Raw genomic sequence first — 25671 nt, forward strand, 5'->3', positions numbered from 1 at the left:
TCAGTTCCCCGCCGGTTCTTCTATCGCCGGTGCCAGCGACAGGCCGGGAACCGCCGGTCGAGGTACGGAAAGCAATACGACATCGCCGCTCGTCAGCCCGTCCTCGACAATTACCCGGTCGCCGAGCGGCAGGCCGAGCGTGACCGGGCGAATGCCGAGAACCGGCCCGGTCTCGTCTTCCTCGGCAACGAAGACGAATGGCGCTCCGGTGCTGTCGCGGCGCGGCATGGTGCGCGGTATCGCCACCAGGCCCTCGGTTTCGGGGGCGTAGAAGTCCACCGCGACGAACGAATTCTCCGCCAATTGCGGCCGGGCGCGGTCTGCGCCACCGGACGGCGGATCGACGCGAACGACCAAGCCGATCGTGCCGGTCTCGGGGTCGAGTGCCTCCCGCACCCGGTCGATCGAGCCTTTCCAGCTTGCCGCCGGGCCTGGCCCGACCGCGCGCACGACGGCCTCGATGCCAAGCGACGGCAGGCGCTGAGCGGCGGCGGCGACATCGAATTGCGGGTCTGTGGCGCCGTCGGCCAACGCGATGACCGGCCGCAATGCCGATACGGGGACCTCGACCTCAATATCCACGCTGTCCTGCAGCGCCATGCTCAACAGCGGCGCTCCCGCCCGAACGCTGTCGTCGAGACCCACACTGATCGCGGTGACGCGCCCGGGAAACGGGGCGACGACTTCGGTTTCGCGCAGATTACGCTCGGCCTCGTCGAGCTCGGCGAAGCGCATTGCGAGCGTCGCCACAAGCGCGGTCTGTCTTGCTTCGAACAGGTTCAACTCGTTTTCGATCGCGCGGACGGACGCGCGGGCGGCCAGCAGCACTTTGCCGCGCGAATCGAGCAGGGCCTGCGAGGATACGCCGCGTTCGACGAGACTGGCGACGCGGTTGTATTCCTGGCGGGCGTCTTCCAATGCGCGGGTTTCGATTTCCAGCGTGAACCTGTTGTTTTCGTTGCGCTGCTCGGCTTCGTCGATGGCTGCCTGTGCGGTCGAGACATTGGCGCGCGCCTTCGAGAGGGCGATCTCGTATCCGGTCGGATCGATCACCATCAGGACCTGGCCGGTGTCGACCCGGCTGCCAGGCAGCAAGCTGTCGGCAAGTGACACGATGCGCCCGTCCACGTCGGCGGTTGCGACCCACTCGGACGAGGGGGCCACCCGACCGTAACCGCGGCCGCTGGCCCGCACCGGCTGCGGCGCGATGCGCTCGGCACGGACCGCGATGGGTTCGGTCACCGTTGGAGCGGGTGGCGGCGCGTCCACACCGGTCAGGTAGTTAAAGCCGCCGATGCCGATGATGATCGGCACGAGGAACACAATCAGGCGTTTCAGGGCGTTCATCGGTGGCTCCAGTCAGGTCGGACCATTGCGAGCGGCGTTGCGCCATCGGTGGCATGCGAATGGGGGAATGTGTCGCACACCCTATCGATCCGGGCTCGAATTTCCATCCATCTCACCGTATTTGTTGGGTATTTGCGACGAAACGCTGTGATGCAAGGCACATAACTATTTTTTGCCAGTAAAGATACGACCTGTCGCTACGTCCTAACAGAGTCGTGTCTCTCGCCAATGCGAAATATCTTTGCCCTGATATTGGGCATTGCCGATTTCGCGTGCACATGTTTCGGTCAGCCACCTTACGTCAAGTGCCAGTTCCACGCGCGGATTTCGCTATTTCGGCCGCAGACCAAGTGAATCCGGATTGGCACATGGCTTGCCTGACTAGTGACGTGCAGCGCGCCTAGGGTTCCGGTTTCACGACGAAACGTCTGGTCCGAGAGGTGCACGCCGCAGGTGAAGCAGCGGTGACACGGCGGGGCAAAATCCCGGGAGAATACTGCACAGGTTTGCGCGCGCAGGCCTTCTCCCGGTCGTGCGCCAAACCTCTTGAAGAAGGGCGGTCCGGCCGTCCGCAACAGAGAGGCAGGAGCATGATCGCAAGACTTTTCACTACCCTCGGCCTGGCCGCCGCACTGGCGTTGCCGATGTCGGCGCAACACGCTGCCGCGCAGGAGAAATCCGAATTCAAGGTTTGCTGGTCGATTTATGTGGGATGGATGCCGTGGGGCTATCTGGAAGAGTCCGGCATCATGGACAAATGGGCCGAGAAATACGGAATCGACGTCGAGATCGTGCAGATCAACGACTATGTCGAATCGATCAACCAATACACGGCCGGCGAATATGATGGCTGCTCGATGACCAACATGGACGCGCTGTCGATTCCGGCCGGCGGCGGCATCGACACGACGGCGCTGATCGTCGGCGACTACTCGAACGGCAATGACGGCATCGTGCTGAAGGATGCAGCCGAACTGCCGGAGATCGCCGGGCGCAATGTCAATCTCGTCGAATTGTCGGTCTCGCATTACTTGCTGGCGCGCGCGCTCGACACCGTCGGGCTGTCGGAACGCGACCTGACGGTCGTCAACACGTCCGACGCCGACATGATTGCCGCCTACTCCACGGCGGACGTCAACGCGGTCGTGACCTGGAACCCGCTCCTGTCGGAGATTGCGGCAGTCAAGGAATCGACTGTTGTCTTCGACAGTTCCGGCATTCCCGGCGAAATCGTCGACATCATGATGGTCAATACCGAAACGCTTGCCGCAAACCCGGCTTTCGGCAAGGCGCTGGCCGGCGCCTGGTATGAGGTGATGGACCTGATGGCATCGGGCGACGAGGCGGCGCTGACCGCCATGGCCGAAGCATCCGGTACCGATCTTGCCGGCTACAACGCACAGCTTGGTTCCACCGAGATGTTCTACCAGCCGGCCGATGCGGTCGCGTTCACCGCATCGGCGGACCTGCCCAAGACCATGCAGTTCGTTGCCGAGTTCCTGTTCGACAAGGGCATCCTGGGCGAGGGCGCGCCGAGCCCGGAGTTCGTCGGTGTCTCGTTCCCGGACGGTTCGGTCTATGGCGACGCCAACAACGTCAAGCTGCGCTTCGACACCACCTACATGAAGATGGCCGCCGACGGCGCGCTCTGATTGTCAACTTCGCCCGGCGCGTCGCGCCGGGCGTCCCTTCCACTGGATCGTCGACATGCGCCTGATCAACCGGAAACCGTCCCGTATCGGCGCGTTCGCGCTTGGCCTGGTGCCGTTCGTTGCGGCGATTCTCGCCTATGCGATTGCCAGCCACTATCGCCGTCTCGACAATCCCGCCGACAAGCTGCTTCCGTCGCTCGGCGACATGGGAGCGGCGTTCACCCGGCTGGCCTTTCAGCCCGACCGCCGGTCCGGCGACTACATCTTATGGGTGGATACGTTCGACAGCCTGGCGCGGCTTGGTGGCGGAATGGGCGTCTCCGTGCTGCTGGCGCTCAGCCTCGGCTGCCTCATTGGCTTCATTCCGCATGTCCGCGCCTCGCTGGCGCCGTTCATCGCCACATTCTCGCTGGTGCCGCCAATCACGGTGTTGCCGATCCTGTTCATCATGTTCGGGCTCGGCGAACTGTCGAAAATCATGCTGATCGTGGTCGGCACAGCGCCAGTGATGATCCGCTCGACCGCACAGGCGGTCATGGAAATCCCGCGCGAACTGATCATCAAGGCCGAGACGCTGGGCGCCAGCGTCTGGCAGATGATGCTGCGGGTGGTTCTGCCGCAAATCCTGCCGAAGCTGATCACCGCGATCCGGCTCGGCCTTGTGCCGGCATGGATCTTCCTGATTTCGGCCGAGGCCATCGCCTCGACCTCAGGCCTTGGCTATCGCATCTTCCTGGTGCGCCGCTATCTCGCGATGGATGTCATCCTGCCTTATGTCGTGTGGATCACGCTGATCGCGTTCCTGCTCGACCGGCTGCTCTTGATGCTGTCGCGCCGCGCATTTCCCTGGCATCACCTGGGAGGAGCAAGCCTGTGACCGACACACAAAACGCGCCCGCGACGGCCATGCCGAAGATCGCCGTGCGCAATGTCGCCAAGACCTATGCAGGCGTCGTGGTGCTGGAGCGGCTGAACCTCGACATCGAGGCCGGCAGCCTGTGCACCATTGTCGGCGCTTCGGGCTGCGGCAAGTCAACCTTCCTGCGCTTGCTGTTGTCGCAGGAGCTGCCGTCGCGCGGCGAGATCCTGATCGACGGCGAACCGCTGCCGGCCGAGCCGACGCCCGACCGCGGCATCGTGTTTCAGCGCTACTCGGTGTTCCCGCACCTCACCGTGGAGGAAAACCTCATGCTGGCCGGCGAGTTCAGCGCCAGCCCGATGACCGGACGGCTGTTCGGCAAGGCACGCGCGGACGCACGCGACGCGGTCACCGACACGCTGGAGCGGATCGGGCTTGCAGCGGCGCGCCGGCAGTTCCCGGTGCAGCTTTCGGGCGGCATGCAGCAGCGGCTGGCAATCGCCCAGGCGCTTCTGAAACGCCCCAAGATCCTGCTGCTGGACGAGCCGTTCGGCGCGCTTGACCCAGGCATCCGCGCCGATATGCAGGACCTTCTGGTCGAGCTCTGGCAGGAGCTGTCGATGACCGTCTTCATGGTCACGCATGACATTCACGAGGCGTTCAAGCTCGGCACGCGCGTGCTGGTCTTCGACAAGATCCGTCACGATCCGCACGCGCCTGAGGCCTATGGCGCGACGATCACCTACGACCTGCCGCTCGACCGCAACAATCCTGGCGCCGTGCCCGATGCGGGCGCATTGTTCGCCGCACCGAAGACTGCCGGAACGGGCAAGACTACTGGAACAGGAGCAGTTTCCAATGCATGAACTCTTTTCAACCCGGCCATCGCGCATCAGCAGCCGGGCTGGCCCGACGCCGTGTCCGCAACGCCAACGGCATCACCATCCGGATTTCGACAAGCTGCAGATGCGCGGCTGGAAGGCGGTGGAGAAGGAAGGCATGCTGCCCTCGGCTGCCTGGGAGAAAGAGCGCCAATGGGCCCTGCGCATGGGCCTGACCGGCTCCGACAGCCTGGAAGACAAGTCGATCCCGACATTTGCGCGCGGGGAACTGCCGCATTATGCCGGCATCAACACCTTCCTGAAGGCGCCCTACATCGAGGATGTGACCAAGGTCGGCGCCTATGACGCGGCGGTGATCGGCATTCCGTTCGACGGTGGCACCACCTACCGGCCCGGTACGCGGTTCGGCCCGCAGGGTGTTCGCAAGATTTCCGCGCTTTACACGCCCTACAACTACGAAATGGGTGTCGATCTGCGCGAGCAGATGACGCTGTGCGATGTTGGCGACGTGTTCACCATTCCCGCCAATATCGAGAAGACCTTCGACCAGATCACCCGCGCGGTCAGCCATGTCGCCTCATCGGGCGCGCTGCCGATCATGATCGGCGGCGACCACTCGATCGGCTTTCCCTGCGTGCGCGGCATCGCGCAATGCACGTCAAAGCGGATCGGCATCGTGCATTTCGACCGGCACATCGACATCCAGGAGAAGGATCTCGACGAGCGCATGCACACCACGCCGTGGTTCCATGCGACCGACCTTGTCAACGTGCCGGCGGTCAACCTGGTGCAGGTCGGCATCGGCGGCTGGCAGGTGCCGCGCGAAGGGGTGGTGGAGGCGCGCAATCGCAATACCAACATCTTCACCATGCGCGACATCGAGGAACTGGGGCTGGCCGAGACGGCGGCGCGGGCGCTGGAACTCGCCTGGAAGGACGCGGACGCGGTCTACATCTCGTTTGACATCGACTCGGTCGACTGCGGCTTCGTGCCGGGCACCGGCTGGCCGGAACCGGGCGGTTTCCTGCCGCGTGAGGCTCTGGAACTGGTCGGTCTTGTTGCGGCAGAAGGCATTTGCGGGCTTGAGGTGGTCGAGGTTTCGCCACCCTACGACACGTCTGACATCACTGCGCTTCTGGCCACACGCGTCATCGTCGACGTGCTCGGCACGCTGGTCAGCCACGGCAAGATGGGCGCGCACAAGGCGATCATCGACAAGCCGGTCGAGATCCCCGCCGGGCCGGATGTCGACGGGCAAGGATGGGATCTGAACAATGGCGCATGATCACGGCATCCACCATCACGGCCACCACCATCACGACCATCATCATGGTCCGGGCCACAACCATGCGCATGGCGATCACCTGCATTCGCATGTCCACGCCGATGCGGCGCGCGAGCGCGAAGAGGAGATGCGGGCGCTGGCGGTGGCCTTTCTCGACGGGTTCCGCAAGGCTGAGGACAAGACCTCGTTCCTGCGCATTGCCGGTGTGCCCTTCAAGCGCGCCGGCAGCGACGGCCTGACCATGCATCTGGTCGAAACGCGGATCGAATCGAAATGGCAACTCGGTACCGCGTCGCCGGCTTTCGGTTCGCGCGAACTCGTCTATCTGCCCTATCCGGGTGAGATGATCGGCGAGCGCGAAACCATGACACTGACCTATGTGTCGCTGACCGAACGTGCCGATGTCGACATCGCCGAAATCCTCGCTGGACGAACAGAGGACTTAGAAGGAGCCGCATCATGAAGACAGCATTTCGCCTTACCGCCATCGCGGTTGCCGCAGCACCGATCGGCGCCGCTGCGCATAATGGTAATCACAGCCATGTCGAAGGTGGTATCCTGCAACACATGCTGACTGAAGCGACGCATTTGACGGCTTTCGCCGCCATCGCAGCACCGGTTTTGCTTTACGCCGCGGTGCGCGCGCTGCGGCCAATCATTGCGCGGCTGAGGGGGTAGGGGCCTTTAGAAGCCCCCGTCCGTTTCTTACAGGGAGGCGGTCTGTCGCGTGACGGGTCGGGTGGGGGAGCGGTGGCTTCCCCGCCCGGCTTGGGCTTCTTGATCGAGTTACGTTGGTCCGTTCGTTGAACCGCGCTTGCGCGGTGCACGCAGGTCAACGCCGCTGGCTTGCAATCCCAACAAAATTACGGGTCTTGAATCTTTGGCAACAGAGTTTGGCGCAAGGCGTGTATCGGCCATCTGGCCGATGGTGGTTGCAATGTTACTCATGCGCTCGTCATACCCCGGACGTTAGAAAAGGCGGCAGATTTGGCCTGCGTCTGACCCGGAATGTTGGCACACCTCGTCCAGCAGGAGCGATTTTCGTGAATTGGAGATACACACGCGAAATGGTGTTCCAATCGGTCTCAATTCTGCTTGCGCCGGGCTCGCCCGGTCTTTGTGTCGCTGCCGGCGCGTTGGTTGATCCGGGTGTCGAAAGTCATTCTTATCGCTGGACTATTCGGCCAATCCCTTATAGCTGTGATGCCGTAAGGCTTCCGTTACGGAAACTGATTGCAGTGTATTGATCTTGAGCGGATTGTGGGCCCTCTTATTTATGGGGGCGAGGGCGGAAGATGACTCATTTTCTGGCAGTTGTTTCTATCTGGCTTTATGTATCGGGCGCTGTGTTTGTTGCTGGCGATATGGATGACTTGAGGGATCGTGGCGCAATCCCGGAGTGGAACGACCGGGGGGCGTGGGCGTTGATCCTGGTCTGGCCGGTCATCGTCACGTTTGGTGCGATACTGGCGGCAATCGCAACGATCAGGAAGTAAGCGCGGCAAGATGGGCGCGGGGCACTCCAACTGTGTCAGACCGCCTGCTCACCAAGCGGTATATTCTTTCGTATAGGCAGCCTATCCCAACTGCTCTTTGCCTATGCCTTGCAGCAAGCCAACTTCCCCGACGGCCCTGATAGTAACGGCCAAGCGCCGATTACGGAAACAAACAAAACAGGCGTGAAACTCGTGTCCGCTTCGCGTGAGGTGCGGCGCACAACGTGCCCGGCATGCGGACTTGAGGGGGAGAGGAGGTGTTCGGCCCCGCGTAGCTTTCTGGGGTCAGATACCTCCTCTAATTTTTTTTCGGTTTGCCGACGCGGCTATTCGGCGGCCTCGACGGTGCCGCTGTCGCCCATCTTTTCCACTCGCGCCGCGCAGTATTTGAACTCCGGGATCTTGCCGAAGGGATCGAGCTGCGGATTGGTCAGCCGGTTGGCCGGGCTTTCATTGAAGCAGAACGGTACGAACACCATGCCGTCGGCAACATCGCGGTCGGCGCGCAGCACCGCTTCGATGCGGCCGCGCCGCGTTTCGACGGCGATCATGTCGCCGATGCTCAGCCCGTTCCTGGCGATCTCGCCCGGATTCATGGCGGCGATACCCTCTGGCTCGATCGCGTCCAGCACGCCGGAACGGCGCGTCATCGCGCCAGTGTGCCAGTGTTCCAACAGGCGCCCGGTGGTCAGAACCAGAGGCCAGTCGTCGTCGGGCACTTCGTCTGGCGGCAACAAGTCGGCGGGAACAAGCTTGCCGCGCTTGTCGGCGGTCGGAAAGCCGTCCGTGAAGATCACCTCGTTGCCGAATCCGCCGGGCTCTGAAACCGGATAGGTAACCACGTCCTCGTCCGTCAGGCGCTCCCACGAGATGTGGTCGAGCGATTTCATCACCGAGGCCATCTCGGTGTAGACCTCGCCGATGTCACCGTAGTTCCAGTCGAGCCCGAGGCGGCGCGCCAGTTCGGCGATCAGTTCCCAGTCCTGGCGCGCTTCGCCAGGCAGCGGCAGTGCCGGGCGACCAATCTGCACCTGGCGGTTGGTGTTGGTGTAGGTGCCGAGCTTTTCGGCATGCGCCGAAGCCGGGAACACCACGTCGGCGTGCCAGCAGGTTTCGGTCAGGAAAATGTCCTGGACGACCAGATGGTCGAGCTTGGCGAGCGCGGCGCGGGCGTGCAACTGGTCCGGGTCCGACATCGCCGGGTTCTCGCCCATGACATACATGCCGCGGATTTCGCCCTCATGGATGGCGTCGACGATTTCGACCACGGTCAGGCCGCGCTTCGGATCGAGCGTACGGCCCCACAGGTCTTCCATGCGGCCGCGAATGTCCTCCGCCTCGACCGATTTGTAGTCCGGGAAGAACATCGGGATCAGGCCGGCGTCGGATGCGCCCTGGACATTGTTCTGGCCGCGCAACGGGTGCAGCCCGGTGCCGGGCCGGCCGACATGGCCGGTGGTCAGCGCCAGCGCGATCAGGCAGCGCGAGTTGTCGGTGCCGTGGGTGTGCTGGGAGACGCCCATGCCCCAGAAAATGATCGAGCGTTCGGATGTGGCATAGGTGCGGGCGACGTCGCGCAGCATTTCGGCCGGCACGCCGCAGACATCAGCCATCGCTTCCGGCGTGAAGTCCTTGACCTTTTCCTTCAGTGCCTCGAAGCCGGAGACATTGGCCTGGATATACTGCTCGTCGTAGAGCTTCTCCTCGATGATGACGTTGAGCAGCGCGTTCAGCATGGCGACGTCGGACCCCGGCTTGAACTGTACCGGATGGGTGGCGTGGCGCATCAGTTCCTGGCGGCGCGGATCGAGCACGATCAGCTTGGTGCCCCGCTTGACAGCTTGCTTGAAATAGCTCGCGGCGACGGGATGGTTCTGGCCGGGCCGCGCGCCGATGACGACGATACAGTCGGTCTTCAGCGCATCGGTAAACGGCGCGGATACCGCACCGGAGCCGACGCCTTCCAGAAGTGCGGCCACCGACGAAGCGTGGCAGAGCCGGGTGCAGTGGTCGACATTGTTGGTGCCGAAGCCCTGGCGTACCAGCTTCTGGAACAGATAGGCCTCCTCGTTGGAGCCCTTGGCCGAACCGAAACCGGCCAGCCCAGCGCCGCCATGTTCGTTGCGGATGCCGACAAGGCCGTCTGCGGCCTTCGCCAACGCCTCTTCCCAGGTCGCTTCGCGGAAGATGTCGGAGACCTGCATGAAGCGCATGTCGATGTCGGCGCGCTTCGGCGCATCGTCACGGCGGATCAGCGGTTTGGTCAGCCGTTCATCGCTCATCGCGTAGTCGTAGCCGAAGCGGCCCTTGACACAGAGCCGGTTCTCGTTGGCCGGCCCGTCTCGACCGTCGACCTGGACGATACGATCGTCCTTGACCCGCACCGTGGTCTGGCAGCCGACGCCGCAGAACGGACAAACCGAATCCACTTCGCGGTCGAACGCCTTGACGGCGCGTGTCTTTCCGGCCTCGTCCATCAGCGCTTTCTCGTACAGCGCGCCGGTCGGGCAGGCTTGCACGCATTCGCCGCAGGTGACGCAAGTCGACAGGCCCATCGGGTCGTGAATGTCGAAGACGGGCACGGAATGCGAGCCGCGCTCGCCCATGCCGATGACGTCGTTGACCTGCACCTCGCGGCAGGCGCGCACGCACAGGCCGCAGGCGATGCAGGCGTCGAGATTGACCGCGATCGCCGGATTGGTGACATCGTGGACGCCGGCATCGCCGCGCGCCTCGAACTTGGAGGGATAGCGGTCAGAACCGCCGATGCCCATCGACGATGCCCAGGTCCAGAATGCCGACTGGTCGTCCGGTCCGGCTTCGCGGGCCGGCATGTCGGCGGCGAGCAGTTCGAAGACCATACGCCGAGCCTTGTCGGCGCGCTCGGTCGCGCTTGCCACCACCATACCGTCGGACGGCTTGCGGATGCACGATGCGGCAAGGTTCTTCTCGCCGTCGATCTCGACCATGCAGGCACGGCAATTGCCGTCGGCGCGGTAGCCCGGGCCGTCGAGATGGCAGAGATGCGGGATGCGGGTGCCTTCGCGCTTGGCCACCTGCCAGATCGTCTCGCCGGCCTCGGCAGTGACCTCGCGGCCGTCGAGTGTGAAAGTTATTTTTTCGGACATCACAGATCTTCCCGGAAATGCGTCAGCAGGTGGTTGACCGGATTTGGGGCTGCCTGGCCGAGGCCGCAGATCGAGGCGTCGCGCATCACCTGTTCCAGATCGCGGATAGCGTCCTCGTCAAGTGACCCGGAGCGCGACAGCAGCGTCACCATCTTCTCGGTGCCCGAGCGGCACGGCGTGCACTGGCCGCAGCTTTCATGCGCGAAGAATTTCATCAGGTTCAGCGTCACGTTGCGGATGTTGTCCCGGTCCGACAGGACCACCACGGCATGGCTGCCGACAAGCGCGCCGTGGCGAAACAGATCGTCGCCGAAATCCAGCGGGATATCGCCCATCGAGGCGGGCAGGATGCCGCCCGATGCGCCGCCGGGCAGATAGGCCTTGAATGTGTGGCCGTCGGCCATGCCGCCGCAATACTCCTCGATCAGCTCTGTGACAGTGACGCCGGCGGGCGCCAGCTTGACGCCCGGCTCCTTGACACGGCCCGACACCGACCATGAGCGCGGGCCGGGGTGACCGGGCTTGCCCTGGCTCGCGAACCACTCCGGGCCGTTTTCGACGATATCGCGAATCCACCAGAGCGTCTCGACATTGTGGTTGAGCGTCGGCCGGCCGAACAGTCCGACCTCGGCGATATAGGGCGGGCGGTGGCGGGGCAGGCCGCGCTTGCCCTCGATCGACTCGATCATCGCCGACTCTTCGCCGCAGATATAGGCGCCGGCGCCGCGCCTCAGCTCGACAAAGCCCGGTTCGATGATTTCAGCTTCTTCCAGCGCGGCGATCTCGGTGCGCAGGATTTCCAGAACCGCCGGATACTCGTCACGCATATAGATATAGACACGCTCGGCCTCGACCGCGTGGGCGGCGATCAGCGCGCCTTCCAGCATGCGGTGCGGATCGGTCTCCAGATAGTGCCGGTCCTTGAAGGTGCCGGGTTCGCCCTCGTCGCCATTGACGGTCATCAGGCGCGGGCCTTCATAGGAGCGCACGAAACCCCATTTGCGGCCTGCCGGAAAGCCGGCGCCGCCAAGCCCCCGCAGTCCGGCGTCCGACATCACGGACATCAGCGTATCGGCGTCGAGTGCGCCCGAGCGCACCCGGTCGAGCACCTGATAGCCACCATATTCCTGGTAGGCGTGCAGCGGGATGTATTCGGGCACGGCGGCGTCGAATTCGCCATTGTCGGCCATCTCCAGCAGGTGGTCCGTAGTGGCATGGTCGACTTCGCAGTCGCCGATGCGCGCGGCCGGCGCGGTGGCGCAGCGTCCCATGCAGGGCGCGCGCATCACGCGGACATGCTCCGGATTGATCCCCGCCTCAAGCCCCGCGATCAGGTCTTCGGCTCCGGCCATCATGCAGGACAGCGAATCGCAAACGCGGATGGTCAGCGGGGCAGGGTGGTCGTCGCCTTCGCGCACCACGTCGAAATGATCGTAGAACGAGGCGACTTCGTAGACTTCAGCCTGGCTCAGGCGCATCTCGTCGGCAAGCGCCTTCAGGTGGGCGGCGGGCAGGCAGCCATTGCGGTCCTGGATCTTGTGCAGGTGTTCGATCAGCATATCGCGCGAGCGCGGCGCGTCGCCAAGCGCCTGTTGCACCTCCAACAGCGCCGCCTCGTCGAGCTGGCGGCCTTTCGGCAAGGCGGATTTGCGGCGTTTTTCGCCGGCGATGGGCGTGATCTGGTTCATGGGTTCTTCGTCTGCAGCCTTAGAACAATGTGGCGGCAACCTAACGAGAGCATTGGTGGCATACTTTCCCTTTTGCGCCAAAAGCGAGTCGTGGATATGGTGGTGCGGGGCATAGCTTCGGATTTCGCCGGCAGATAGCTGTTGACTTAACGGCTTGCGCTATATGACTGGCGAAACGGCGAAAGAAGATGTTCCGATTCTACTATCTGCTTCTGCTCGGATTGGCGGTAACGTGGTTTGTCCTGTCGACGCCGAATGTCGGGCTGGTCCTGGTCTATCTGACGCTCGGACTGGCGCTGCCGCTGTTTTTCGCGCCCACCCTGTTCATCTATCTGGCCTGTCTTGCGCCGATGCTGCATCTATGGGGGTTCCGCGCGACGCGGGCGACCGGTGTGCTTGCCTCGGCGGCGGCGCTGGCCGTGGTCGCGCTGACCCCGGGCCTGATGTCGGAACGCCGGGCCGCCGCCAAGCTGACCGAATTGCAAGCCGCCAGCCTTTGGCCGGAGGCTCCCGTGAAACGCCGTTCTTTGCAGTTCGACCTCGCTCGCGTCGATCTGACCGCCTGCGACACGCTCTGCCGTTACTTGATGCGGACCGGCCAGCTTGACTGGGTGCGTGCGGCAGCCGATCCGGACCAGACGATCTTCCTGCGTCGCGGCGCATCGCCGGCGACCGTGGTGCGCGCCGGCTTCGGCGCCGATTGCGTCATCGACGATCCGCTGGCAATCTCGGCGCGTTTCTGTCCGCTCGTTGTCGCCGACAGCGGCGCGGCGGCCGATCTCGTCTACACCGAGGAACGCTACACGATCGGCAATGACGACAAGTATCTGGCGCGGCGCGGGCTGGAAGCCCGCGATGGGCAGCGCCTGGCGTTCGCCGCGCCGGACAGCGGCGCGCTGCGTCCGGTGCTCGTCAACCTGACCGAGACTGCCGAGCCCTATATGGTTCCCATCATCCTGCAGCCCGACCTGCGTGGCGACGGCTCCAGCGGCGAGTTCGAGGCCAAGCGGCGCGAAAGGCGGCTCAATGCGATGGATTTCGAAACTGCACTAGTCGCGCTCGGATATCGACTGCCGCAGGGCGGGCTGTTCGATCAACCTGATGATCTCGCCGTTCCGCCCGTCGTCGGCCCGCCGACGGCCGCTCAGACCCGCACCGCGATTTCGGTGCTCGACCTGCCGATCGATGAGCCGTTCAACCGCCTGCAGGAGGCATTCCTGGCCGAATGGGCGGACCGCGCCCGAAACTACGGCGAGTGGAACGAATTCCGGGTCGCGCTTGCCGGGCGCATTCTGCGTGACCAGCGGGTTTCCAAGGTCGACAGCATGGCCGCGCTGTTGCAGGTCAGGCCCATCGCCGACCGCTATCTCGACGACGTGCTGGCGCTGATCGAGGCAGAGGGCGTGGCGTCGCTGCGCGGCGGAGCGCGCAGCGCGCTGGCCGGCATCGGCGATATCGATATCGACATCTTGACCCGCCACAAGGAAACGCTGATCCGCCTTTCGCAGCGCTATGATCTCAGCATCGCGCGCGAGCCGGTACGCACCGCGCTCTGGCGGATAGGACGGCACGAAGCCGGCCTGGTCGCCGCCGAGAGCTGACCGCGCCATGAATCAGAACGGCTGAACCTTCGGTTCAACGCTTCTGGTTTTTCGCTTCTCTCCGCCTGCATTATATTTGGCGTCGACAGGAGACCGCCATGACCGTCGCCGACATTGTCGCGGCCACGCGCCCGACAGCCACGAAGATCTGGATCGCTATCGCCCTCGCCGTTCTGGCCCTCGCCGTTCTGGCGCTCGCCGCCCTCGACCCTGCCGCCGCGCGTGACACGACGCTTTTCGTGCTGAACGGCTTTGTGCATGTCGCGCCGCTGGTCGCCATCGGCATCACGCTGGCGGCATGGATCCTGGCCAGCGGAGCGAGCGACCGCGTCGCTGCCATCTTCCAGGGCCGCACCGTGCAGACCGTGATCGCGGCGACCGTGGTCGGCGCAATCTCGCCAGTCTGCGGCGTCACCGTGCTGCCGCTGATGGCCGGCCTGCTGTCGGCGGGCGTGCCGCTTGCCCCGGTCATGGCCTTCTGGCTGGCCTCGCCAATCACCGGACCTGAGCTGTTGAGCGTCACGGCGGCGACACTTGGCTGGCAGTTCATGCTCGGCAAGGCGGCGGCAGCCATTTTCCTCGGGCTGGTCGGCGGCGCGGTGACCGCGATATTCGCCGGCCGCGAATGGGCGCGTTCCCCGTTGCGCCGAAATGGTCTGGCCAAGGCGCTGTCGGGTGGTTGCGCGCCCTGCGGCGACAGCGAGGCGGCGTTCGAGCCGCGCATCTGGCGCGACCCGACACGTCGCGCGCGGTTCGTCCGCGAGGCGCTGTCGATTACCCGCCTGATGCTGATCGTGCTGACACCTGCCTTTGCCGCCGAATACTGGCTCAATGCGCTTCTTCAGCCCGATGCGCTCGCCATTTATGTGGGGCGGGACAATCCCTTCGCCATACCGCTAACGGTGCTGATCGGTGCGCCGGCCTATGTCGACGGTTATGCGGCGCTGCCGCTGACGCGCGCGCTGATGGATCACGGCATGTCGGCGGGCGCGGCGATGGCGTTTCTGGTGTCTGGCGGTGTCGTCAGCATCTGGGGCGCGATGGCCATCTTCCCGGTCATCCGCTTCAAGCCGTTCCTGCTCTATCTGGTGCTGGCCATCGTGCTGTCTATGCTGTCAGGTTGGGGCTTCGGCGCGGTCCACACCGTCTGACCGCGGCAAACCCCGACGCGCGCTACCGGTCGACACAAGCCTTCATGGCGACGCGCACGGCGGCGCGGAAATTCTCGTCCGTGCCGCGATAGCGCACCGAGGCGCAGGCTGGCGGATAGGCGCCGGAGTAAAGATCGAGCAGGGCCGGCGAGGCGAGCGGCAGGTTGCGGGTGGTCAGCCAGAAGCGCAGTGTTGCCCGGCCGTCCGGCTCGGCGATGATTTCGGCGCTGTCGGGCGCGACCAGATCGCCGAAGACCGGGTGCATGCCTTCCAGCGGACAGGTGCCGGCGCGTTCGAAGTATTCTGCGACATTCCAATCGTCGGCGCGGTCGCTCAGTTCGGCGAATTGCAGGCCATGGCCGACGCAGTAGGCGCGCATCACCGAGCGGCCGTCGGCGGTCCGGGAGCTTGCGACAATGCCGCCGCGCTCCATCGTGATCCGCCAGGGTTGCCATGCGTCCGGCCGGTAGCTGACGGCGAGCGCTCCCGCTTCTTCCGGTTCGATCCAATGAATTGCGTCTTCGCCGTTGAGCTGCAGCAGGCGGGCATCGGCGCCCATCGCGACGACATGCAAAACCACGGCTGCGGCGATCTCTTTCTGCTTGATGGCCGCAAGTTTCTCGAAGCCAAGCCGTGATGGAGCGTCGAAAACACGCTCGACGCCGCCAAGAAAAGCCAGCGCGCAGGCGCCGGAACATGAGCCCGGCCTCCGCTCCGAGGCGCGCAGGTTGAACAAGGGCCGCGCGCCGGCGGTCTCGCAGTCAAACTTGCCCGCGCAGATCTCGGCGTCCGCGCCGATCTCGGTGACGAAACCCTTCTCGCGCAGCATTTCGCCGAACCTGATTGCGGCCTGCGTGTCGCCATTGTCGGAGTTGAGCCGAAGCCGCATCGGCGGCGCGCCGGGGCTGGCGTCCAGAAAACCTGCGAAGTCGTCAGGCGTCGCCGCCGTGACCGGGCCATCGGCCTGGATGAAGCTACATGCGTCGCAGCCGTCGGAATTGCCGCCGAAGGAAAAGCGCATCGTCTCCGCCGCGCCGGCCGCAAAGGGCGAAACGGCGGCGAGAAAAGCGGCGATCAGGATCGCTGCGGCATGGCGCATCGGCAGTCTTCTCCGGTCGCCGGAGACTATGGAGAAGATATACGGCGAGGTTGGGGCTACCCAACGCCATGTCGCATTCCTTTCCCCGCACGGTCGGATTTCTCGCCGCCGGGAAGCGCGGTCCGGCCTGATAATCCTCCGCATTCTCGGAGGACCTCATGGACCAGGACGGACCGACACCCGGCGACACGCCTCAAGACGCGCCAACCGATCCGCTGATCGCCGAGGCGGCTGAAGCCAGCGCCTCATCCCGGCCGCGCAAGCGCGGCGGGCGCGCGGCCAATGCGCGGCGTTCCGGGCCGGCGATCAAGCAGACGCCCTGGACGGAGGTGATCAATTGCGACCGGCCGACCGAGCCGGTGCCGGCCGAAGGCGTGGAGGCGATCCACGATGCGGCGATGCGCATCCTGGAAGAGATCGGCATCGAGTTCCTCAACGAGGAGGCGATCGACATCCTGCGCGGTGCGGGCTGCATCGTCGATGGCGAGAATGTCCGCATGGGCCGCGATTTCGTCATGGAGATGGTCGCCCTTGCGCCATCGCAATTCGACATCACGCCGCGCAATCCTGACCGGCGCATCACCATCGGCGGCGGCCGCATGGTGTTCGGCAACATCTCCTCGCCGCCCAACTGCTCCGACATCGAGCGCGGCCGGCGCACCGGCAATCATGAGGACTACCGCGATTTCCTCAAGCTGACGCAGTATTTCAACTGCATCCATTTCGCCGGCGGCTATCCTGTCGAGGCGATCGACCTGCACCCGTCGATCCGCCATCTCGACTGCATCTTCGACAAGCTGACGATGACCGACAAGGTGGTGCACGCCTATTCGCTGGGGCCGGAGCGCATCGAGGACAGTATCGAACTGGTGCGTATCGGCGCGCAATTGTCGCATGAGGAGTTCGACGCCGCGCCGCGCATGTACACCAATATCAACTCGACTTCGCCCTTGAAGCACGACTGGCCGATGCTGGACGGAGCGATGCGCATGGCGCGGCGCGGCCAGCCGACCATCGTCACGCCGTTCACTCTGGCCGGCGCTATGGCGCCGGTGACCATGGTCGGCGCGGTCACGCAGTCCATTGCCGAAGCATTGGCCGGTGTCGCGCTCTTGCAGGCGATCAAGCCCGGTGTCGGTTCGGCTATCGGCACATTCACGTCGAATGTCGACATGAAGACCGGCGCGCCGGCCTTCGGCACGCCCGACTATGTGCGTGCCACCCAGATCACCGGCCAGATGGCGCGCTATTACGGCTTGCCGATGCGCGCATCGAACACCTGTGCGGCCAATGCACCGGACAACCAGGCGACCTGGGAATCGATGATGTCGATGTGGGCGGCGGTGACGTCCGGCACGAATGTTGTCTACCACGCCGCCGGCTGGCTGGAGGGTGGGCTGTGCGCCTCGTTCGAGAAGTTCGTCATCGATTGCGAAGTGTTGCAGCAGTTCATCGCCTATATGCAGCCCTATGGCACCGGACCCGACGATCTCGCCGTCGAGGCGATCCGCGAGGTCGGGCCGGGCGGTCACTTCTTCGGCGTGCAGCATACGCAGGACCGTTACGAAACAGCCTTCTACTCGCCGTTCCTGTCGGACTGGTCGAACTACGAAAACTGGTATGATCGCGGCGCGGTTGAGACGGTGGAACGCGCCAACAAGGTGATGAAGCAGATCCTCGCTGAATACGAACCGCCGCCGATGGATGCGGCGGTGCGCGACGAACTGAGCGACTTCGTGGCGCGGCGCAAACAGGAGGGCGGTGCGCCGACGGATTTCTGATGAGCGATGCGACACCCATCCCCGCCCGCATGCAATGCGTTTTGCTGACCGGTCATGGCGGACCGGAGAAGCTTGAGGTCGTCGGCGATCATCCGGTGCCGTCGCCCGGTCCGGGCGAGGTGCTGATCGAGGTCGGCGCGGCGGGCGTCAACAACACCGACATCAACATTCGCGTCGGCTGGTACTCCAAGTCGGTCACCGGGGCGACCGGACAGGGCACGGACGAGGGTTTCGGCGCTGGGGCGGAAGAAGACGCCGGCTGGTCGGGCGCCGCGTTCGAGTTTCCGCGCATCCAGGGGGCCGACATCTGCGGGCGCATCGTCGCTGTCGGCTCGCCCGAAGACGAGGGCCGCATCGGCGAGCGCGTGCTGGTGCGTTCCATGCAGCCGCAACCGCCCGACGCGCAGGGTCTGCGCCTGGTGACGATCGGCGCCGAATTCGATGGCGGGTTTGCCGAATATGCCGTCGCCCGCTCGCAGATGACGGCGGCTGTCGACAGCGATCTGAGCGATGTGGAACTGGCGTCGTTTCCCTGTGCCTATTCAACAGCGGAGGGCATGCTGGAGCGCATTTCGGTTGCCGCCGGCGACACGGTGCTGGTCACCGGCGCATCCGGCGGCGTCGGTTCGGCGGCCGTGCAGCTCGCCAAGCGCCGGGGCGCGACCGTCATTGCGGTCGCCTCGCGCTCCAAGCACGATTTCGTCGCCGCGCTGGGCGCGGACAGGCTGGTCGACCGCGACGCCGACCTGGCCGAGGCGGTTGGCGAGATGACGGTCGACGCGGTGGTCGATCTGGTTGCCGGGCCGGCTTGGCCGACGCTGATCGACTGTCTGAAACGCGGCGGGCGCTATGTCGCGTCGGGCGCCATTGCCGGACCGATCTGCGAGATCGATATCCGCACGCTTTATCTGCGCGATTTGACGCTGGCGGGTTCCACCCACCAGCCGATGGCCGTGTTCGACAATCTGGTCGGCTATATCGAACGCAACGAAATCCGGCCGGTCGTCTCCAGGGTCTACCCGTTCTCGCAAATCCGCGAGGCGCAGGCCGATTTCATCGCCAAGCGCTATCCCGGCAAGCTGGTGCTGGTGCCGGATGCGCGCGCCGATGGCGGAAACTGAATTCTGAGGGAAGGAAGCTGCAATGCAAACCAACACGCGGGTAGCGGTGATCGGGGGCGGCGTCGTCGGCTGCTCGGTGCTGTATCACCTGGCCAAAGCCGGCTGGACCGACATCATGCTGATCGAGCGCTCGGAGCTGACGTCGGGCTCGTCATGGCACGCGGCCGGCGGCTTCCACACGCTGAACGGCGACCCGAACGTCGCCAAGCTGCAGGCCTACACGGTCGGCCTCTATGACGAGTTGGAGTGCATCTCCGGCCAGTCCTGCGGGCTGCACCTGACCGGCGGCGTCATGCTGGCCGAAAGCCCGGAGCGCATGGACTTCCTCAGGACGCTGCACGCCAAGGGCCGGCATCTCGGCATGCAGACCGAGTTGATCACGCCGTTGGAAGCCAAGGCGATGTTCCCGCTGATGGACGAGACGAACTTCGTCGGCGCGCTGTGGGACCCGGTCGAAGGCCATCTCGACCCGTCCGGCACCACCCATGCCTATGCCAAGGCGGCGAAGACGCTGGGCGCGGAGATCGTGCTGCGCAATCCGGTCAGGGAACTGGCGCAGCAGCCCGATGGCACCTGGCACGTGATTACCGAGCAGGGCACGGTAAAGGCCGAGCATGTGGTCAATGCCGGCGGGCTGTGGGCGCGCGAGGTCGGGCGCATGGCCGGCCTCGAATTGCCGCTGCTGGCCATGGAGCACATGTATCTCCTGACCGAGGACATGCCCGAGGTCATCGAATTCAACGAGACGCATGGGCGCGAACTGATCCACGCCATGGATTTCCGCGGCGAGATCTACACCCGCCAGGAGCGTCAGGGCATGCTGCTCGGCACCTATGAGCAGGCGTGCAAGCCCTGGTCGCCGGTCAACACGCCGTGGGATTTCGGCCACGAATTGCTGCAGCCGGATCTGGAACGCATCGCGCCGTCGCTGGAGATCGGCTTCAAGCATTTCCCGCCTTTTGAGCGCACCGGCATCAAACAGGTCATCAACGGGCCGTTCACCTTCGCGCCCGACGGCAACCCGCTGGTCGGGCCGGTGCGCGGGCTGACCAATTACTGGTCGGCCTGCGCTGTCATGGCCGGCTTTTCGCAAGGCGGCGGTGTCGGGCTGACGCTCGCCAACTGGATGGTCGAGGGCGATCCCGGCGCCGATATCTGGGGCATGGACGTGTCGCGTTTCGGCGAATGGGCGACGCTGCGCTACACCAACGCCAAGGTGCGCGAGAACTATTCGCGCCGCTTCCGCATCCGCTATCCGAACGAGGAACTGCCGGCCGCACGGCCGCAGCAGACGACGCCGCTCTACGACACGATGGTCGAAAACAACGCCGTCATGGGCGACAGTTGGGGGCTGGAAACACCGCTCTGGTTCGCGCCGTCGCGGCAAGAGGCGCATGACGTCATCTCGTTCCACCGCTCCAACGATTTCGAGCATATCAAGGCCGAGGTGAAGGCGGTGCGCCAGTCGGTCGGCGTGTCTGAGATCGCCAATTTCGCCAAGTACCGGGTTTCGGGGCCGGGGGCGGAAGCCTTCCTGTCGCACCTGATGACCAACACCATGCCGAAGCCGGGGCGAATCGTGCTGACCCCGATGCTGAACGAATTCGGCAAGCTGATCGGCGATTTCACCATTGCGAATGCTGGCGGCGACCGCTTCATGGTGTGGGGTTCGTCGGCCGCGCAAGTCTATCACATGCGGTGGTTCGAGCGGCATTTGCCGGATGACGGTTCGGTTGCGATCCACCGCTACGACCAGACGCTGGTCGGACTGACGATCGCCGGGCCGAACGCCCGCAACGTGCTTGCAAAGCTCACCGACACGGATGTGTCGGGCGAAGCCTTCCGCTTCATGGATTTCCGCGAGATGGCGGTCGGCGGCGCGCCCTGCATGGTCAACCGCATCTCGTATACCGGCGATCTCGGCTACGAGATCTGGATGGAGCCGACCTATGAGCGGCTGGTCTATGCCGCCATCAAACACGCGGGCGCCGAATACGACCTGCGCGATTTCGGCATGCGGGCGCTGTTGTCGATGCGGCTTGAAAAGAACTTCCCGACCTGGGGCCACGAATTGCGGCCGATCTACGGGCCTTACGAAGGCGCGATGGACCGTTTCATCAAGCTTTCCAAGAACGACTTCATCGGCCGCGACGCGGCGGCGAAGGAAAAGGCGGACGGGCCGAAGCGGCGGCGCGTTTCCTTCATCATCGAGGCGGAGACCGCCGATGTCATGCATGACGAGCCGGTCTGGGCGAAGGTCGGCGACACCGATTACGGCACCATCGATCCGCCGCATGCGGTTGGGCCGCGCCGCATGACGGCGGACGGCACGATGCTGGAGCCGCCGGGCATGAAGCAGATCGTCGACGGCGACTGGCGGGTGGTCGGCTGGGTCACGTCGGGCGGCTATGCGCATGGCGTCGAGATGTCGATGGCGCAGGGCTATGTGCCGGCCGCGCTTGCCGAGCGTGGTGAGGACGGGCTGTTCGAGATCGAGATCCTCGGTGTCCGCCGGCCGGCGCGCATCGCCGTCGACCCGCCCTTCGACCCGGCCGGCGAGAAAATGCGGGGGTGAGGCACGTCCTGCGTGGGGCCCGCCAGCGAGCACAGCGAAGCTTAAGGGTGGGGGAGAGAAGCGCCCGCCAGCGAGCGCGGCGAAGCTTGTGGATGGGGCAGAGAAGCGCCCCGCCAGCGCGCGATTTGCCAACACCGGTGCTTCCCGGCGGCGGCTCGACGCCTCGGATCAAATCTGCCGCTGACCTGACGTTGCGTCTGGTAATGCGCGATGCAATGAGGCAGGGTGGGTGACCATGTCGCGACCATCCACCACAGCTGGGCGACGTTTCCAGCTGGTCCTGATCAAGCCGTCGCACTATGGCAGTGACGGCTACGTGATCCGCTGGTGGCGCTCGATGATACCGTCGAATTCGCTTGCCGCGGTTTACGGCATTGCCGCGCGTTGCGCCGAGGATCGGGTGCTCGGCCCCGATACGGGAATCGACATCGACGCCATGGACGAAACCAACACGCGGATCGACATTCACGGTTTGATCAAGCGGTTCGCCGAGCACGACAATTTCGGCCTTGTCGCGCTGGTCGGCGTGCAGTCCAACCAGTACCCCCGAGCGCTCGACATTGCCCGGCAGTTTCGCGCCGCCGGCATTCAGGTCGCCATGGGCGGCTTCCATGTGTCGGGTTGTCTGGCCATGCTTGACGGGCATGCCGTCGACCTTGATGCGTGCCGCGAACTCGAAGTCGCCATGTTCACCGGCGAGGCCGAAGGCCGGTTCGAGACGATCCTGTCGGATGCGGCGCGGGGCCGGCTGGAACCGCTTTACGACTATATGAACGACCTGCCGGGCATCGAGAACACGCCGGTTCCGTTTCTGCCGAGGCGCTATGTCGAGCGGACCGTCGGTCACTCGACCAGCTTCGACGCCGGGCGCGGCTGTCCCTACCAATGCTCGTTTTGCACCATCATCAATGTGCAGGGGCGCAAGTCGCGCTATCGGTCGGCTGATGATGTCGAAAGACTGGTTCGCCTGAACTGGGAACAAGGCATCTGCAAGTTCTTCATCACCGACGACAACTTCGCACGTAACCGCGAATGGGAATCCATCTTCGACCGGCTGATCAAGCTGCGCGAGGAAGACGGCATCCCGCTCGGTCTGATGATCCAGGTCGACACCTTGTGCCACAAGATCGACAACTTCGTCGAAAAGGCCAGGCGCGCCGGTGTCACACGGGTTTTCATCGGGCTGGAGAACGTCAATCCCGACAATCTGATCGCCGGCAAGAAACGCCAGAACAAGATCACCGAATACCGCAAGATGCTGCTCGCCTGGAAGGCGCAGGGCATCATCACGCTGGCGGGCTACATTCTCGGCTTTCCCGCCGATACTCCTGAAACGATACGCCGGGACATCAAGATCATCCAGGACGAGTTGCCGCTCGACATCATCGAGTTCTTCAATCTGACGCCTCTGCCGGGCTCGGAGGACCACAAGATACTGTGGCAGAAGGGCGTCGACATGGATGCCGATCTGAATGCTTACGATCTGCACCATGTGGTAACCGACCACGGCCAGATGAGCCGCGCCGAATGGACTGATGTGTATTATCAGGCGTGGCGGCTCTACTATACGCCGGAACACATGAAGACCCTTCTGCGCAGGGCTGTCGCGACGGGCGTGCCCGTCACGAGCCTGGTCAAGCTGATCGTCCAGTTCGAGACGACGATCCGCCTTGAAGACGTGCATCCATTGGAATCCGGCATCTTGCGGCTGAAGCATCCCGATGAACGCCGGCCGGGCTTGCCGCGCGAAAACGGACTTGTCTTCTGGCCACGTTTTGCCTGGGACACTCTACGCACGCACGCACAGTTCGGCTGGGCCATTGTGCGTACCGCGGCCTGGGCGGTGCGGATCGCGCGAGACCCGACGTCCAGAGGCTATGTGGACACCGCATTGACCCCCGTTGTCGACGAGGACGAGGACGATCTTGCACTCTATTCCGAGACCACGGGCGGCGCGGCCGCGGTCGCCCACATGAAGAAGGTCGCCAAGCTGACCGAGCGAGCCTCGGCGAAGGTCTGACGAAGGCGCTTGCGCCTCCCTTCCTCCGTTCAATCCTGGCGTCCGCGCGGGCTTGCCGCGTCCCCTCAACCTGCGAACCGTAAGGCCGGGAACCCCACCGCCCGCGACCGTCGCCGCGCAAGGCGCCACGCACCGGCGTCGGCGACCGCATCCGAAACAGCATTTCTGCAAAAACTAGCGAATATCCCGGGTCCGCCCACTCGTTCTATGCTGGTTCCCGTCTCCGGCTGAGAGACCGGCAGAGCAATCGGGAGAAGAACCATGCAACCGTCATTGTTTCAGCCAGCGAGTCTTGGCGCGACAGGGAAACGATGCAGGCAGGGTGCGCTCTGGCTTGCGGTCGCCATCGGCCTTGTCGCCCTGCAGGCGGCGGCCTCTGCCACAGAAGCGGCGCTGACCCTGACGACTGGCGACGATACCCGTCAATTCACCGTCGAACAGCTTCTGGCCCATGACGCGTTGAGCGAAGTGACGGTCCCCAAAGTGCCGGGTTACGAAACGCAAATGACGCTGAAAGCCATTCCCGCGCTCACCCTTTTCAAGGGCATGCGGCTATCGGATTTCGACACGATCGAGGCGCAGGCAACCGACGGTTATGTCTCCCAACTGCCCACCAGCCTTCTTGAAGCCGCGAACGATGGCGGATCGGTCGCCTGGATCGCCGTCGAGCCGCCGGATGCCCCCTGGCCCAACCTGCCGGACCGGGACTATTCGGCCGGCCCGCTCTATCTCGTCTGGACCAACCCCGAAGCCTCCGACGTCAGCGCGGCGCAATGGCCCTATGCGCTGGCGTCGCTCACCGGCGTCGCTTCGCCGGCGCAGCGCTGGCCGCAAATCGCCGTGGTCGGGGATCTGGCCGCAGACGCGCCGGAAAGGGCCGGCTACGCGTCTTTCGTGAAAAACTGTCTCGCGTGCCACAAGATCGCCGGCGGCGGCGAGGCGGAGATCGGCCCCGATCTCGCCCGCCCGATGAGCCCGACCGACTACATGACCGAGGATGGCTTGCGGAAGCTGATTCGCGATCCCGCGTCCGTCAGGACATGGCCCGATCAGGCGATGACGGGTTTTGACGAGGAAGACCTCTCCGATCGGGACATCGAGAACATCATCGCCTATCTGCGCCACATGGCGGGGCGTTCGCGGTAAGCAGAAACCCGCAGCGTCTGGCGCGGCGGTCGTCAGTTCCCGTCACGCCGCTTCATGATGTTCAGCCAGATCAGCGTCGGAATGCTGATCAGGTCGACCACGACGAGATAAGGATCGATGGCGATCAGCGGGCTGTTCTCGCCGGCCACCATCACCGCGACGAAGCCGCAAATGTTGATGATCAGGGTGATCGGCAGCAACCGGTCGCGGCCCAGCGCCATCTGCGCGCCGAGGAAGGTGTAGGCGACGCCGAAGGCCAACGCGCCCAGATTCGCCACCAGGGGCTGCACCGACCAGTCCAGGAAGAGGGCGCAATACACAAGGTGGGCGAGACCTGCCGCTGTCAGCAGCAGGCCCTCCAGCCGCAAGATGCGGCCATAAGTTACGTCATTCACCCTTTCGCGCCTTCGGGTAGAGGCTTTCAACGCGCGCTTTCAGCCGCTTGTTGAAACTCTTGTACGTGTGGTCGATGGAGTGTTCCATCATCCGGGTCATGATGGAGCTTGGCTTGCCGTAAAGCCCGTCGCTCTGGCGAAAGATGGTGCCGCCTTCGGGGTGCGGCAGCATCTCGTAGATATGCCGGTCGTGATGGCCGCCGCCTAGTTTTCCCGACCATCCAAAGCGCCGCTTCGGCTCGTAGACATGCACCGGATGGGTGAACTCGATCGTCTGGTGGGTGGCGGGATTGAAGAAATAGGCAGTCGAAACCTCGCCCTCCTTCATCGGCTTGTCCGTTCCCTGGAAGGCGTTGCTCCATTCGGGCAGCGCCTCGTAATCCATCAGCACGTCCCAAACCGCGTCCGGCTCGGCTTCGATATGGATCTCCGCGGTGAAGTGCGGTTTCTCATCCGCCATTTTGCTGCCCTCGCTGCGTTTTGGC

General features: G+C 64.3%; 20 protein-coding genes and 1 riboswitch. Of the genes, 14 read left to right on the top strand and 6 right to left on the bottom strand.

All coding sequences use genetic code 11. The features are described from left to right. The gene (locus tag ACO06R_RS07980; RefSeq protein ID WP_421858221.1) at positions 1–1347 is read right to left on the bottom strand and encodes an efflux RND transporter periplasmic adaptor subunit; all 1347 of its coding nucleotides are present in this window, start codon (positions 1345–1347) and stop codon (positions 1–3) included. A 389-nt stretch (positions 1348–1736) separates the two neighbouring features. Continuing rightward, positions 1737–1841: riboswitch (guanidine-I (ykkC/yxkD leader) on the top strand. 96 nt (positions 1842–1937) lie between these two features. Here ACO06R_RS07980 and ACO06R_RS07985 point away from each other — a divergent pair. The 7 genes from ACO06R_RS07985 (at position 1938) to ACO06R_RS08015 (ending at position 7481) form a co-directional block, all read left to right on the top strand. After that, the gene (locus tag ACO06R_RS07985) at positions 1938–2999 is read left to right on the top strand and encodes a putative urea ABC transporter substrate-binding protein (RefSeq protein WP_421858223.1); all 1062 of its coding nucleotides are present in this window, start codon (positions 1938–1940) and stop codon (positions 2997–2999) included. 55 nt (positions 3000–3054) lie between these two features. Then, positions 3055–3876, top strand: a complete 822-nt coding sequence (locus tag ACO06R_RS07990; RefSeq protein WP_421858226.1) for an ABC transporter permease — start codon at positions 3055–3057, stop codon at positions 3874–3876. Positions 3877–3905: 29 nt separating this feature from the next. Beyond that, entirely contained in the window at positions 3906–4724 is an 819-nt protein-coding gene (locus ACO06R_RS07995; RefSeq protein ID WP_421859278.1) for an ABC transporter ATP-binding protein, read from the top strand. Continuing rightward, positions 4717–5985, top strand: coding sequence for an agmatinase family protein (locus ACO06R_RS08000; RefSeq protein WP_421858230.1), 1269 nt, complete (start codon positions 4717–4719; stop codon positions 5983–5985). Before ACO06R_RS07995 ends, ACO06R_RS08000 begins: the two co-directional genes overlap by 8 nt. Further along, positions 5975–6448 (top strand): hypothetical protein, encoded by a 474-nt coding sequence (locus ACO06R_RS08005; RefSeq protein WP_421858232.1) that lies wholly within the window; start codon positions 5975–5977, stop codon positions 6446–6448. The genes ACO06R_RS08000 and ACO06R_RS08005 overlap by 11 nt, the downstream gene beginning before the upstream one ends. Beyond that, complete coding sequence (locus ACO06R_RS08010) at positions 6445–6663, top strand: hypothetical protein (RefSeq protein WP_421858235.1); 219 nt, start codon at positions 6445–6447, stop codon at positions 6661–6663. Before ACO06R_RS08005 ends, ACO06R_RS08010 begins: the two co-directional genes overlap by 4 nt. A gap of 617 nt (positions 6664–7280) precedes the next feature. Then, positions 7281–7481, top strand: a complete 201-nt coding sequence (locus ACO06R_RS08015) for a hypothetical protein (protein WP_421858237.1) — start codon at positions 7281–7283, stop codon at positions 7479–7481. Between the two features lie 326 nt (positions 7482–7807). Here the strand turns inward: ACO06R_RS08015 and fdhF are convergent, their stop codons facing one another. Further along, positions 7808–10609 carry a formate dehydrogenase subunit alpha gene (gene fdhF / locus ACO06R_RS08020; protein WP_421858240.1) on the bottom strand — a complete coding sequence of 934 codons (2802 nt, stop codon included), beginning with the start codon at positions 10607–10609 and terminating at the stop codon, positions 7808–7810. Next, positions 10609–12297 carry an NAD(P)H-dependent oxidoreductase subunit E gene (locus ACO06R_RS08025; protein WP_421858243.1) on the bottom strand — a complete coding sequence of 563 codons (1689 nt, stop codon included), beginning with the start codon at positions 12295–12297 and terminating at the stop codon, positions 10609–10611. Before ACO06R_RS08025 ends, fdhF begins: the two co-directional genes overlap by 1 nt. Before the next feature lie 188 nt (positions 12298–12485). On the opposite strand from ACO06R_RS08025, the gene ACO06R_RS08030 reads away from it, so the two are divergent. Beyond that, complete coding sequence (locus tag ACO06R_RS08030; protein WP_421858246.1) at positions 12486–13898, top strand: hypothetical protein; 1413 nt, start codon at positions 12486–12488, stop codon at positions 13896–13898. A 98-nt stretch (positions 13899–13996) separates the two neighbouring features. After that, positions 13997–15049, top strand: a complete 1053-nt coding sequence (locus tag ACO06R_RS08035) for a permease (protein WP_421858249.1) — start codon at positions 13997–13999, stop codon at positions 15047–15049. A gap of 22 nt (positions 15050–15071) precedes the next feature. Here ACO06R_RS08035 and ACO06R_RS08040 read toward each other — a convergent pair whose 3' ends face one another. Beyond that, the gene (locus ACO06R_RS08040; protein WP_421858252.1) at positions 15072–16148 is read right to left on the bottom strand and encodes a hypothetical protein; all 1077 of its coding nucleotides are present in this window, start codon (positions 16146–16148) and stop codon (positions 15072–15074) included. Positions 16149–16306: 158 nt separating this feature from the next. On the opposite strand from ACO06R_RS08040, the gene ACO06R_RS08045 reads away from it, so the two are divergent. From ACO06R_RS08045 to ACO06R_RS08065, 5 genes are all read left to right on the top strand, one after another. Beyond that, positions 16307–17929, top strand: a complete 1623-nt coding sequence (locus ACO06R_RS08045) for a trimethylamine methyltransferase family protein (protein ID WP_421858254.1) — start codon at positions 16307–16309, stop codon at positions 17927–17929. Then, positions 17929–19050 carry an alcohol dehydrogenase family protein gene (locus ACO06R_RS08050; RefSeq protein WP_421858257.1) on the top strand — a complete coding sequence of 374 codons (1122 nt, stop codon included), beginning with the start codon at positions 17929–17931 and terminating at the stop codon, positions 19048–19050. The genes ACO06R_RS08045 and ACO06R_RS08050 overlap by 1 nt, the downstream gene beginning before the upstream one ends. A 22-nt stretch (positions 19051–19072) precedes the next feature. After that, on the top strand, positions 19073–21625 hold the full coding sequence (locus tag ACO06R_RS08055) for a GcvT family protein (protein ID WP_421858260.1): 2553 nt from the start codon (positions 19073–19075) through the stop codon (positions 21623–21625). Between the two features lie 235 nt (positions 21626–21860). Then, on the top strand, positions 21861–23645 hold the full coding sequence (locus ACO06R_RS08060) for a B12-binding domain-containing radical SAM protein (RefSeq protein ID WP_421858262.1): 1785 nt from the start codon (positions 21861–21863) through the stop codon (positions 23643–23645). A 261-nt stretch (positions 23646–23906) separates the two neighbouring features. After that, the gene (locus ACO06R_RS08065; protein ID WP_421858265.1) at positions 23907–24791 is read left to right on the top strand and encodes a c-type cytochrome; all 885 of its coding nucleotides are present in this window, start codon (positions 23907–23909) and stop codon (positions 24789–24791) included. Between the two features lie 32 nt (positions 24792–24823). On the opposite strand, the gene ACO06R_RS08070 is transcribed toward ACO06R_RS08065, so the two are convergent. Both ACO06R_RS08070 and ACO06R_RS08075 read right to left on the bottom strand, forming a co-directional pair. Then, positions 24824–25186, bottom strand: coding sequence for a hypothetical protein (locus ACO06R_RS08070; protein ID WP_421858268.1), 363 nt, complete (start codon positions 25184–25186; stop codon positions 24824–24826). Next, entirely contained in the window at positions 25179–25646 is a 468-nt protein-coding gene (locus tag ACO06R_RS08075; RefSeq protein WP_421858271.1) for an SRPBCC family protein, read from the bottom strand. Before ACO06R_RS08075 ends, ACO06R_RS08070 begins: the two co-directional genes overlap by 8 nt. Between the last annotated feature and the right edge of the window lie 25 nt (positions 25647–25671).

This window comes from Oricola sp., assembly GCF_965230365.1.
Classification (GTDB): Bacteria; Pseudomonadota; Alphaproteobacteria; order Rhizobiales; family Rhizobiaceae; genus Oricola.